Genomic DNA, 13,090 nt, shown 5'->3' with positions numbered 1-13,090 from the left:
CAGGGATCAGTATTTTCGCGGCAGATGATGGATATCACGCAGTACGCCGCGATCCATGGTGATGTACTTTCCGGTGCGCAGTTCAGCAAGGATCCGCATGATGCCGCTTCTGGAAAGGTACGTTCGGCTTTTGATATAGGCCGCGGCGGTAATATTTTGCCGTATCGCCTCAGGCTCCTGCATCAGCTCTACCAGCTGAAAACGGATGATGTCATAGGCTGACATCTGCGATATCTGGGCGCAATGCTCATAAACGCGCGACGCGGTATAGATAAGCAGCATTGAAAAATGCTGCCAGAGATTTTGCTGAGCAACCACGCCATTAAAGCGTTCCAGCGAAACGGCTGCGAGCTCAGACGTCTCCAGCGACCTGACGTAGAGATGTTCGGATGAAAACTGGCTGCTCACCCCCAGGATAAAGGGCGATGACTCCGAGTTTAAGACAATGCCATCCCCGCGGCGATGTAACGCTACGCTGCCCTGCAGCAGCAGAAAACACTCGCGGGTATCGTTCTTGTAATAATGCACAACTTCACCTTTCGACAAAATACGTCTTTCTGCAAAGGGAAGAATATTATCAATTATTTTTTCTATGTGTTTATAGGGCTTAACGCCAAGCACGGTGGGTTTTTCATTACCGAGTTCGGGAGCCATTCGCGTGTTCATTAGATACCTCACAAGCCGATGCGATCATTTTTTGATCGACATAGAGAATTATCTTAAAAAACAGCAATGCTGGGAATATTCGGATCGGGTCTAATAATAGACCTGCAAAGCAATTAACCCTAATTCTATGAATCTTAAGGTGTTGGCTTGGTAGTCTAAAAGTAGACCAGGAAATAATGATTGATGGCTTTCTGAATATTTATGTTTTGTTTTTGTTAAATGCCAGTCTACAGCTAGACCTCAAAAGAGATTGTGTGCTGAAAAGGAGTTGTATAAATTTCACTCGTCAGCAGAAATGTTCATGATAGTAATTAAATGGATTCTGACAATATTAATACGCAGACGTCTGGGTGATTAATCCTTATAAATCTCTGCGCCTGAAATTCAGTAATAAATAAAGTGATATGGAATTTAACACGATGAAAACAAAAATGTTGATGGTTTTACTAGCAGCAGGTTCTGCATTCACCCTGACGCAGGCTTTCGCCGCTGCGGGTACGGTGAATTTTAACGGCAATATTCTGGACTCCGCCTGCGATGTGGATGTTGCCTCCCAGAACCAGGTTGTTGTTTTAGGTGATTTTTATAAAACAGCGTTCCCGGCAACCGGCGCCAGAGCAGCCGCAAAGCAATTTAATATTGTATTGAAAAACTGCCCGGTCACGGTGACGAATACAAAAGTGCGCTTTGACGGAACGCCGGATGGAATGAATGCCAGCCTGCTTGCGATTGATACGTCGGTTACCGGTGCGGCAACGGGCGTGGCAATTAATCTGATGAGCGCGGATAAGGCCGATCTGCCGCTTCACGGCGGCAACGGTTATACCTATTTCCTCAGCAGCACTGCCGACAATACGCTGAACTTCTATGCACAATATGTTTCTACCGCTGCGGCCGTCACCGCCGGGCCAGCAAACGCGGTCGCTAACTTCTCGGTGGTTTACAACTAAGTTTTGCCGCAATTATCAGGAGGCCTGTCCGGCCTTCTGGGTCATGAGGTTTACAATGCGTTTTATCATTACATTCGCGTTCGCGATGTTCCTGTTGCCGCTTACGAGCGCCAGCGCTGGCGTAATTATTGGCGGCACTCGCGTTATTTTCGACGGGGCGAAGAAAGAAGCTGCGCTGAATATTACTAACCCTGATGCGACACCCTATTTAATCCAGTCGTGGATTGATGTGGAGGCGGGTATTTCGGGTAAAGCGCCCTTTATTATTACCCCACCGCTGTATCGTCTGGATGCCGGGCAAAAAAACCTGGAGCGAATTGTCATGACGGGCTTACTGCCTCATGAAAAGGAGAGTTTGTTCTGGCTGAATATTAAAGCGATTCCATCCGCATCGAAGCAGACTAACGCCCTGCAAATTGCAGTGAAAACGCGGATTAAATTAATTTACCGGCCTGATGGCCTCCAGGCGTCAACACCCGAAGAGCAAGCGGATAAATTAACCTGGCAACGAGCCGGGAGTGAACTTCAGGTCACAAACCCAACCCCCTACGTGATCAACTTTAATGAAATCATCGTAGCCGGGAAAACGCTGAATGAGGTGACCTATGTGTTACCCGGCGCCTCAACCCGATTCGCATTACCGAAAGAGGTCAACGGCAATACGCTGACGTTCAAGGTCATTAATGACTACGGCAGTCCGGGCGCGTCTCATCGCGCCAGTCTGTGAGTGCTGCATGAGGACGGTATATTATCCAACGCGGCTCGGTGGGCTGGCGAAGCTTATGGCTTTCGCCTTTGCGGGTACTTCACCGACGCTTTATGCCGGTGAAACCTTTAATACCGAGCTGGTTGAGCTGGATAACCCCGGAATGGGCAAAGCCGATTTGTCTGCTTTTGAATCCGGCTCTCAGGCCGCGGGGACGTACCATGTTGATATCGTTATTGACGACCAGCGAGTGGATACCCGCGATATTTATTTTTATGAGGTAAAAACCGAGGATGGCAATACGACCCTGCAGCCCTGTCTGAGCATCGAACAGTTAAAGCAGTGGGGCGTCAAAACGGCGCTTTTCCCTCAGCTTGCCGTGGTCGACAGTGAATGCGCGCACCTCCAGGCTATCCCTCAGGCCAGCACCGATTTTCAGTTTGGCGCGCAGCGCCTGGCTATCAGTATTCCTCAGGCCGCTATCGACCTGCCGGCGAGGGGATACGTGTCGCCGGAAATGTGGGACGAGGGTATTACCGTGGCCATGCTCAATTACAGCCTGAGCGGGGCGAACAGTGGGCACTATGCGAACCTGCGCCCCGGGTTCAATATTGGCCCGTGGCGTTTACACAATTACACCACCTGGTCCCGGGACGCGTCCGGCCAGGATAGCTGGGACACCGTTTATACCTACGCGCAGCGTGCGGTGATCCCGCTTAGCGCTCTGCTGACGCTGGGAGACAGTTCAACCCCAGCTGACGTCTTTGACAGCATGCCATTTCGCGGCGGCCAGCTGGCATCGGACGACGATATGTTGCCAGATTCCCTGAAGGGTTATGCGCCGGTGGTGAGGGGGATCGCGCGCACCCATGCGCAGGTAGTGGTGCGCCAGAACGGCTATCAGATCTACCAAAGCTATGTTGCGCCTGGCGCATTTGAGATTTCGGACATGTATCCCACCGGCGGCGCGGGCGATCTCGACGTAACGATCAACGAAGCCGACGGTAGCGAGCAGCAATTCACTCTGCCCTATGCCTCGCTGCCTGTACTGCAGCGAGAGGGCCGGCTGAAATATGCCCTCACGGGAGGCCAGTACCGCGCCTATAACCGCAGCGTGGATAAAACGCCATTCGGCCAAATTACCGGCATCTACGGAATGCAGTACGGCACGACGCTTTATGGCGGAGCCCAGGTTTCAGGAAAATATCAGTCGCTTGCCCTTGGGCTGGGTAAAAACATGGGGGATGTCGGCGCGCTTTCTGCGGACGTGACCCAGGGCTGGTCAACGCCCGATCGCAGCACCAACTCTCAGGGGCAGTCCTGGCGCGCGCGGTACAGCAAACATATCGTGAATACTGGGACCCACGTTTCCCTTGCCGGATACCGCTATTCAACCCGCGGCTATTACGGGATGCAGGAAGTGCTGGACGCTTACGGAGACAGTAGCGCGTTGCAGGACAGACGACGCAACCGGGCAGAGCTGACGATGAGCCAGACGCTGGGCGGGAACCTGGGGGCGCTGACCCTCAGCGCGGCGCGGGAAGATTACTGGAACGCCGGCAGGTCGATGACTTCCTGGAGCGTCGGCTACAACAACGACTGGCACAACGTAAGCTATGGGGTGACATGGACCTATAGCCAAAATGTCGCTTCGGCCACCGACGGCAGCGCAAGCCAGAAAACGGTCGACCATGACCAGCTGCTGGCGTTTACCCTCAGCGTGCCGCTGGATAAATTCTTACCGCAAACGTGGACTAACTCTGGCATGAACGCCAGCAAGACTCATGGCACCACGTACAGCGTTGGGATGAACGGCGTAGCGCGCGATCACAATGCCCTGAACTGGAACGTCCAGCAGGGCTACGGCACGCGTGGCGTCGGCAATACCGGAACGCTAAACGGCGATTACAAAGGCACCTATGGCGAAGTCACGGCCGGCTATGGCTACGATAAAAGCGGCGAACGCCTTAATTATGGGCTGCAGGGGGGGATCCTCGCTCACGCCGATGGCATTACGCTGTCGCAGCCGCTGGGCGAAACCAATGCCCTGATTAAAGCCCCCGGCGCGCAGGGCGTGGGCATTCGTAATCAATCCGGCGTGCGGACGGACTCCCGGGGCTACACGGTGGTCAGCAATGTCTCCGTCTATCGAACAAACGACCTGACGCTCGACCCTGAAAATATGCCTGATGACGTGGCGCTGGAGATCAATACTCGCACGGTCACGCCAACGCGGGGGGCGGTGGTGAGAGCCGATTACCTTTCGCGAGTTGGGCGTCGGGTACTGATGACCTTAACGAACAAGGGCCATGCCATGCCGTTTGGCGCGATGGTCACGCTTGACGCTGATGATAAGAGCAGCTTTATCGTGGGCGATCGCGGACAGGTCTATTTAACCGGAATGGGCGAAACAGGGTCATTAGTGGCGAAGTGGGGTAACCAATCCAGCGAACGCTGCCGGGCTGATTTTAGCCTCCCGCAACCCTCAACGCATGGCGGCATGACTGATATCAGCGTCACCTGCCGTCAGGAACAATAAGATGAAATGGATTAACGCGATTTTAGTGCTGTGTTTATTCGCGGGTGCAAACAACGCTCTGGCGGGCACCTGTTCCACAATCATACCGCAGGTTTCGACGCTGTCCGTGGGGACCCTTAACGTACAGCGCGACGCACCCGTGGGAACAGTCATTTTTTCCGCTGCGGCTTCGAATACGGGGTCTTATCTTACCGGATGCACCAATCCATTAATGCTGGGATTTAGCATGCGATACAACAACGCCACGCTCAGCAGTTATGGTAACCATGTATACAACACCAACGTCAGCGGCATCGGAATTCGGTTTTCATCGAATGCGTATTTTGAAAACCCGAGCAATACGTTCTCTTACAGCGCCCAGACCTCCTACGTAGATTGGTATGGCGGCCGGGTCGAGTTGGTGATCACCGGTCCGGTGACGTCAGGTGCCTTAACGCCCGGGGTAATAGGCGTTGTCACGCTTCAGGGGAGTGACGGCGTCTACCGTGACGGCGTGAGTACGCAACTGGCCGGTGGAATCATCAATGCGCTCGCGTGCTCGGTCACAACGACTCAGTTGACGTTCCCCATTGGCGATATACCGACATCATCATTCGGTACCGTGGTTGGCACCACGCCACCGGGGGCGCAAAGCACGCAAAACCTGGGGTTAAGCTGCAGCCCCGGAACCAATATCAGCGTATCGCTCAGCGGCATACAGAACCCGGACAGCGCTAATACCAGCGTCATCGCCTTAACGGGGCAGGGAAATAGCGGTGCGGCGAAAGGCGTGGGCGTACAGCTTTTATATAACGGCACGCCGCTGAACATGAACGGTCGCCTTTTATTAAAACAGTCAGCGGGAGGGCAAGAGACGTTCCCGTTTACGACCCGTTATTACCAGACGCTTTCGTCCGTCGAATCAGGCGCCGCCAATGCCTCTGCCACGCTTAATGTGACGTACCAATAACAGGTGAGTTGATGAAACTACGCGACCAAACGGGAATTATGCTGCTTTTATTCTGCTGGAATGCGTATTGCGCAGACAGCGTTAATGTCGGCGTGACGGGAAATATTGTGGCGTCACCCTGCCTGTTTAACGGTGGGAATAATGCCCTCGATATTAATCTTGGAAATATACAGGCGACAAATATGGTTACGCCGGGATCGTCATCAGCTCCTGTGCCTTTTATCCTGCAGTTTACGCAATGCCCATCGGGGACGCGCAGCGTCACGGTCACGTTCACCGGAAGCCCCGATCCGGCTGCGGGCACAAACTACTACAAAAACAGCGGGTCGGCCGCCCGCGTCGCGGTGGCTATGCGTGACGCGGGCACCGGAATGCTCAAAGGGACGGGCTCCAGCATGACGCAGACTGTCGGCGCGGACAGAACCGCCACCATGGCGATGCAGGCATCGGTGAAGTCCCTGGCCGGCGGTGCGACGCCGGGCAGCATCAGTGCCGTTGTGATGATGACGATGCAATACAACTGAGTATGGGCATTTAGCTCTATCTCATTCATTGACAGACTTCGGGATACACGATGCTGAATATTGTGATACATGAAGCGGATCTCTTTTTTCAGGCCGGGCTGCACCGTTTCTTTGGAGACTTCTTCAGCCATAACTTTAAGCAACAGGTTACGTTTTTCATTGAGCTTAGCCACGATAACGTCAGCCGGGCCGATATTATCGTGCTTTCATTGTGTCAGGGAGAAACGCTCATCTGTTTCCCTGAGTTACGGGCGCGACAAAAAGGCATTGTGATAGGGCTGGTTGATAATGCCAATCACCACTCGGCGCTGCCTGCCTGTTTTCAGGATATGATCTTTATTACGCGCAATGCCTCGGTTGATCGCATGTACGAAGCGCTCTTTATCGCCTGGTCCAGAACGCAGCAAGCGGGCTATCGCTGGAATAAAACAAACTGTTTTGAGTGCCAGCATAAAATGTTATCGCCACAGCAGATCCGCATTATGGTGAATTTCTACCGGGGGTTATCGGTTACCGACGTTGCTGACGAATTGCAGATAAGCGATAAAACGGTTTTTACGCATAAATATATGATGATGCAAAAATTCAACCTGCGAAGCGATTACGAGCTGATGACGCTGCTCAAAAGGCTGGTTGAAAAAAACAGCCGGCCGAACATGCTTCGCGACTATCTGGACAATAATGACCTGTAACACCCCTCATTTATTATGGGGATATAACCATAAATAGAGAATGGTTTATCCCGCATGTTACCCCTATAATCTCCGTCCCTTTTCATGTCTTAAGTTTAAGCTGGAGGAAAAATGGAGCTTAGCCGGAGGCAGTTCTTTAAGATCTGCGCGGGCGGTATGGCAGGCACAACTGTTGCATCTCTCGGATTCTTATCATCTTTTTCTGCTCAGGCAGAAACACGTCAATACAAACTCTTAAAAGCAAAAGAGACGCGTAATAACTGTACCTACTGCTCGGTGGGCTGCGGCATGCTCATGTACAGCCTCGGCGATTCCGCCAAAAACGTCAGAGAAAGTATCTATCACGTCGAAGGCGATCCGGATCATCCGGTGAGTCGCGGCTCGCTGTGCCCAAAAGGGGCAGGGGTACTGGACTACATTCACAGTGAAAACCGCCTGCTGTACCCTGAGTATCGCGCACCGGGATCGGATAAATGGCAGCGCATCTCCTGGGATGAGGCCATCGAGCGCATCGCCCGGCTGATGAAGGCCGATCGTGATGCCAACTTTATCGAGAAAAATGCCGAGGGGTTGACCGTCAATCGCTGGACCACCACCGGGATGCTGTGCTCGTCGGCGGCGAGTAACGAAACCGGTATTCTGGACGGTAAATTTACCCGCGCGCTGGGGATGGTTGCGATAGATTGCCAGGCGCGGTTATGCCACGGGCCGACGGTCGCGGCGCTGGCGCCCACCTTTGGCCGTGGGGCGATGACCAACAACTGGGTTGACATTAAAAATGCCAACGTGGTGTTGATCATGGGCGGTAACGCTGCTGAAGCGCACCCGGTCGGCTTTAAGTGGGTTGTCGAAGCGCAGACCCAGAATGATGCCACGGTGGTGGTGGTCGATCCGCGCTTCAACCGCAGCGCTGCCGTTGCGGATCTCTACGCCCCAATCCGTGCGGGGTCGGACACCGCCTTCCTGTTGGGCGTTATTCGCTATCTGATAGAGCACGATGCGGTGCAGCACGACTACGTTCGCGCCTACACCAACGCCAGCCTGCTGATCCGTGAGGATTATGCCTTTGACGACGGTTTGTTCAGCGGCTATGACGCCAGCAAGCGGCAGTATGATAAAGCGAGCTGGTTCTATCAGCTGGACGCGCAAGGCAATGCCCTGCGCGATGAAACGCTCAGCGATCCGCGCTGCGTCTGGAACCTGCTGAAGGCGCACGTCGAGCGCTACACGCCGGAAATGGTCAACCGCCTGTGCGGCACATCGCTTGATGATTTCACCCGCATCTGCGAGATCCTCGCTAGCACCAGCGCGCCGGATCGCACGGCGACGATCCTCTATGCGCTCGGCTGGACGCACCACTCCGCCGGGGCGCAAATCATCCGTGCGGCAGGGATGCTGCAGCTGTTGCTCGGCAACATCGGGATGGCGGGCGGCGGCGTCAATGCCCTGCGCGGACACTCCAATATTCAGGGCTATACCGATCTCGGGCTGCTCTCCACCAACCTGCCGGGCTATATGCCGCTGCCGTCGGAAAAACAGCCAGACTACCAGACATACATTTCACAGATTACGCCGCCAGCGCTGGGGCTGAATGAAGTGAACTACTGGCAAAACACGCCGAAGTTTTTCGTCAGCATGATGAAAAGCTTCTGGGGCGATCGCGCGACGGCGGACAATAGCTGGGGTTATGACTGGCTGCCGAAATGGGATCGCCTGTACGACGTGATGACTCAGGCCGAGCTGATGCTGGAAGGCAAAATCAATGGCTACATCGTGCAGGGATTCAACCCGCTGGCTGCGTTTCCCGATAAGAACAAATCATCCCGCGCGCTCGCGAAGCTAAAATACATGGTTGTGATCGATCCGCTGGTCACCGAGTCGTCGACCTTCTGGCAGAACCACGGCGAGATGAACGACGTTAATCCGGCAGATATCCAGACCGAAATCTTTCGCCTGCCGTCGTCGTGCTTTGCCGAAGAAGATGGCTCGATTGCCAATTCAGGGCGCTGGCTGCAGTGGCACTGGGCGGCGGCTGAACCGCCGGGTGAGGCGATGCACGATGGCAAAATCCTCGGCCGTCTGTTTATGCGCCTGCGCGAGCTGTACCAGCAGGAAGGGGGCGCGAACCCGGAGCCGGTGCTTAACATGTCCTGGGACTATAAAAATCCGCGCGATCCGCATCCGGCAGAGATTGCCCGCGAGGCCAACGGCGTTGCGCTGGTGGATCTGTTTGATGACAAGGGGCAGCCGATCGCGAAAAAGGGCCAGCAGCTCAGCAGTTTTGCGCAGCTGCGTGACGATGGCTCAACCAGCAGCTTCTGCTGGGTGTACTGCGGCAGCTGGACGGAGCAGGGTAACCAGATGGCGAATCGTGATAACAGCGATCCGTACGGGCTGGGCTGCACGCCGGGCTGGTCCTGGTCGTGGCCCGCTAACCGCCGCATTCTCTATAATCGCGCGTCGGCAGATCCACAGGGGAAGCCCTGGGATGCGAAGCGCGCGCTGCTGCACTGGGACGGCAAAAAATGGAGCGGGATGGACGTGGCGGATTACAACGCCTCTGCGCCGGGCAGCAACGTCGGGCCGTTTATCATGAACCCGGAAGGGGTCGCGCGCCTGTTCTCCCTCGACAAAATGAACGATGGCCCGTTCCCGGAGCACTACGAGCCGATTGAATCGCCGATAGGCACCAATCCGCTTCATCCGGGGGTTGTTTCCAGCCCGGTGGCGCGCGTGTTTAAAGGCGATATCGCCAATATAGGCAAAGCGGACGCGTTCCCGTATGTCGCCACCACGTACTCGATCACCGAGCTGTTCCGCCACTGGACAAAGCATGCGCGACTTAACGCCATCGCCCAGCCGGAACAGTTCGTCGAGATCGGTGAAGCGTTGGCCCGTGCTAAGGGCATTGTGGCGGGGGATACGGTAAAGGTGATGTCAAAGCGCGGCTTTATCAAAGCCAAAGCGGTGGTGACCAAACGCCTGCAAACCCTCACGATTGATGGCCGCAAGGTCGATACCGTCGGCATTCCGTGCCACTGGGGTTTTGAAGGGGCAACGCGGAAAGGTTTCCTGGCCAATACGCTTACGCCGTCAGTGGGTGACGCTAACTCACAAACGCCAGAGTACAAGGCGTTTTTGGTGAATATCGAAAAGGCGTAAGGGAGCCGGTCTATGTCTATGCAATCACAAGATATTATTCAACGTTCGGCAACCAACAGCATGACGCCGCCGCCCCGGGCACGCGACTTCAGAGCGGAAGTAGCAAAACTTATCGACGTTACCACCTGCATCGGCTGTAAAGGCTGTCAGGTAGCCTGCTCGGAATGGAACGATATTCGCGATGAGGTCGGCTATTGCGGGGGGGTTTACGACAACCCCATGGATTTGAGCGCCAAATCCTGGACGGTGATGCGCTTTAGCGAAACCACGCAAAACAGCAAGCTGGAGTGGCTTATCCGCAAGGATGGCTGTATGCACTGCGCGGAGCCGGGCTGCCTTAAAGCCTGCCCGTCCGCGGGAGCCATTATTCAGTATGCCAACGGGATCGTCGACTTCGAGTCTGAGAACTGCATTGGCTGCGGCTACTGCATTGCGGGCTGCCCGTTCACGATTCCACGGCTCAACCCGGACGATAACCGCGTGTACAAATGCACCCTGTGCGTCGACAGGGTCAGCGTGGGGCAGGAGCCCGCCTGCGTGAAGACCTGTCCGACGGGCGCGATTCACTTTGGCACCAAAAAAGAGATGCTGGAGCGGGGGGAATCGCGAGTAGCGCAGCTTAAGGCGCGCGGTTACGACCATGCGGGTGTCTACAATCCGCAAGGGGTGGGAGGCACGCACGTTATGTACGTGCTGCATCATGCCGATCGGCCGGAGCTGTACCACAACCTGCCCGCCGAACCGAAAATCGACCTGCCGGTCACTCTGTGGAAAGGGATCCTTAAACCGCTCTCCGCTGCCGGGTTTATCGCCACCTTTGCCGGACTGATTTATCACTATATCGGCGTGGGTCCGAACAAAGAAACGGATGACGATGAAGAGGATAACGAGCATGAGTAAAAGCAAAACGATCCTGCGCACGACGTTTATCGATCGTGCCTGTCACTGGACGGTGGCGATCTGCTTCTTCCTGGTCTCGCTGTCAGGGATTGCGCTCTTTTTCCCGACGTTACAGTGGCTGACGCAAACCTTCGGTACGCCACAGATGGGGCGCATCCTGCATCCGTTTTTTGGCGTGCTGATCTTCTTTGCGCTGATGTTCATGTTTACGCGTTTCGTGCACCACAATATTCCCGATAAACAGGATCTTCCCTGGATTAAAGGGATTGTCGAGGTACTGAAAGGCAACGAGCACAAGGTGGCGGATGTCGGCAAATACAATGCCGGGCAAAAGATGATGTTCTGGAGCATCATGAGTATGATCTTCGTGCTGCTGGCGACGGGCGTTATCATCTGGCGGCCTTATTTTGCCCACTATTTTCCCATGAAAGTGGTGCGCTGGAGTCTGTTTATTCACGCCACCGCGGCCATTATTCTGATCCACGCCATCCTCATCCATATCTATATGGCATTTTGGGTGAAAGGATCGATTCAGGGAATGATTGAAGGCAAGGTCAGCCGTCGCTGGGCAAAGAAACACCATCCGCGCTGGTATCGTGACGAGGAAGCCAAAGAGAAAGCGCAGGAGTGATGAAAAAAGGCTCGCAATGCGAGCCTTTTTTAATGCTGATAATTGCAAAACATACTGTGCGGTTATGACCCTATAGAATAGCGTCCGTGTCATGGTACTTTTTATGCTTTCTAAAATGACGCCTTCGCTATGCAAATTCATAAAACCCTCAAGCCGATTTTCGTGACCAGGTTCCAGTGTGTAGGGCCTGACTGCCTAATATCCTGCTGCCGTGGCTGGTCAATTAATATTGATAAGAAAACGCATCAAAAATATATTTTGTCGCCTCATGCAGAAATCGCCGCCATTGCGAGAGAAAACCTGATCCTTCAGAGAAAAGGGAAAAGTCACTATTCCAGCGTTAAGCTCAATGAAAAAGGGGAATGCCCTTTTATCGACGAAAACAAGCTGTGCATGGTGCACCGTGATTTAGGGGAAGAGGCACTCTCGCATACCTGCAGCACCTACCCCAGGAGCTCGACCCGCTTTCAGGATGAAACCCGGCATACGATGACGCTCTCGTGCCCGGAGGTGGTGCGTCGCGTTCTCTTTGATCCTGAGGCCATGCTGATTCAGGAGGAGGAGGCGCTGGTTGCGGGTTACAGAACCAACCTTATTGGACAGCGTCAGAGCGTATCGCAGACGCAGCAGGTGATTCATCTTTTCGCCTGGAATTTAATTAAATCGCCTGCACGTAACATCGAAGAAAATATCATGGCGCTGGCGCAGTTTATTCTGTGTCTACAGCACGTTAACTTCGATCTGCATAATACGTTTGCTGACGTGGAAAACTTTTACGAAGCGCTACTCAATGATTTGCAAAACGGAAAATCCCTGATGCAGTCCGATAACCCGGCGCGTTCCAATGCCATGAAATATTTGGCGCTGTCGGTGATGGGAACCTGCGTGGCGAAAGACTCTGTCCGAGATCGCTTTATTCTTGAGGGGCATCGGGAAATAGCGGATTTTCTGAATGTCGCCGAGTTGAGTCATCCTGCCGAGCTGGACGCAAAATTCGACCGGATTCATCAGCAGTGGCAGACCTTGTGCGAGGGCTCTTGTCTGTCTGAGCCTCATGTATTACGCAATTATCTGTTGTATAAACTCTACAGCAGCTATTTCCCCGGTAAAAATACGGAAAACATTCTGCGTCAGTTTTATCGCATCGTACTGGACTTTTTCTATTTAAAAAATATCCTCAGCGTAAAATCGATGCAGAATGATATTGACGAGCAGGTGGTGATGAAGACCATTGCCAGCTTCTCGGAAAAGACCATGCACAATAAGAGCATTGATGCGCGCATGGACTTTGCGATAGACAAAATCAACGGCGGCGATGATTTATCCTGCCTGCTGCTGATTGGATAATGCGCGGATGGGGTCAGAGGCTCG

The 13,090-nt window shown here is 54.0% G+C and carries 11 protein-coding genes; 10 read left to right on the top strand and 1 reads right to left on the bottom strand.

Annotated features, from left to right (window positions below; translation table 11 throughout):
* Positions 1-6 precede the first annotated feature (6 nt).
* Positions 7-666 carry a helix-turn-helix domain-containing protein gene (locus V5P19_RS07540; RefSeq protein WP_334401744.1) on the bottom strand — a complete coding sequence of 220 codons (660 nt, stop codon included), beginning with the start codon at positions 664-666 and terminating at the stop codon, positions 7-9.
* A gap of 419 nt (positions 667-1,085) precedes the next feature.
* On the opposite strand from V5P19_RS07540, the gene V5P19_RS07535 reads away from it, so the two are divergent.
* The 10 genes from V5P19_RS07535 (at position 1,086) to fliB (ending at position 13,066) form a co-directional block, all read left to right on the top strand.
* Positions 1,086-1,616 (top strand): fimbrial protein, encoded by a 531-nt coding sequence (locus tag V5P19_RS07535; protein WP_334401742.1) that lies wholly within the window; start codon positions 1,086-1,088, stop codon positions 1,614-1,616.
* 55 nt (positions 1,617-1,671) lie between these two features.
* Complete coding sequence (locus tag V5P19_RS07530) at positions 1,672-2,343, top strand: molecular chaperone (protein ID WP_334401740.1); 672 nt, start codon at positions 1,672-1,674, stop codon at positions 2,341-2,343.
* A 55-nt stretch (positions 2,344-2,398) separates the two neighbouring features.
* A complete protein-coding gene (locus V5P19_RS07525; RefSeq protein ID WP_334401738.1) occupies positions 2,399-4,861 on the top strand; it encodes a fimbria/pilus outer membrane usher protein in 2,463 nt (820 codons plus the stop codon).
* Between the two features lies 1 nt (position 4,862).
* A complete protein-coding gene (locus tag V5P19_RS07520; protein ID WP_334401736.1) occupies positions 4,863-5,810 on the top strand; it encodes a fimbrial protein in 948 nt (315 codons plus the stop codon).
* 11 nt (positions 5,811-5,821) lie between these two features.
* Positions 5,822-6,334 (top strand): type 1 fimbrial protein, encoded by a 513-nt coding sequence (locus V5P19_RS07515; RefSeq protein ID WP_334401734.1) that lies wholly within the window; start codon positions 5,822-5,824, stop codon positions 6,332-6,334.
* 50 nt (positions 6,335-6,384) lie between these two features.
* Complete coding sequence (locus V5P19_RS07510; RefSeq protein ID WP_334401732.1) at positions 6,385-7,026, top strand: LuxR C-terminal-related transcriptional regulator; 642 nt, start codon at positions 6,385-6,387, stop codon at positions 7,024-7,026.
* Between the two features lie 111 nt (positions 7,027-7,137).
* Positions 7,138-10,188, top strand: coding sequence for a formate dehydrogenase-N subunit alpha (gene fdnG / locus V5P19_RS07505; RefSeq protein ID WP_334401730.1), 3,051 nt, complete (start codon positions 7,138-7,140; stop codon positions 10,186-10,188).
* A gap of 12 nt (positions 10,189-10,200) precedes the next feature.
* On the top strand, positions 10,201-11,088 hold the full coding sequence (gene fdxH, locus V5P19_RS07500; RefSeq protein ID WP_334401727.1) for a formate dehydrogenase subunit beta: 888 nt from the start codon (positions 10,201-10,203) through the stop codon (positions 11,086-11,088).
* Positions 11,081-11,719 (top strand): formate dehydrogenase-N subunit gamma, encoded by a 639-nt coding sequence (gene fdnI / locus V5P19_RS07495; protein ID WP_334401725.1) that lies wholly within the window; start codon positions 11,081-11,083, stop codon positions 11,717-11,719. The genes fdxH and fdnI overlap by 8 nt, the downstream gene beginning before the upstream one ends.
* Before the next feature lie 129 nt (positions 11,720-11,848).
* Complete coding sequence (fliB, locus tag V5P19_RS07490; protein WP_334401723.1) at positions 11,849-13,066, top strand: flagellin lysine-N-methylase; 1,218 nt, start codon at positions 11,849-11,851, stop codon at positions 13,064-13,066.
* The last annotated feature ends 24 nt before the right edge of the window (positions 13,067-13,090 follow it).

Origin of the sequence: Enterobacter sp. UNJFSC 003, assembly GCF_036903355.1 — a bacterium.
In the GTDB taxonomy this organism is placed as follows: domain Bacteria; phylum Pseudomonadota; class Gammaproteobacteria; order Enterobacterales; family Enterobacteriaceae; genus Enterobacter.
Note: the sequence above shows the minus strand (reverse complement) of the source record. Positions and strands in the feature narration are given on the sequence as shown.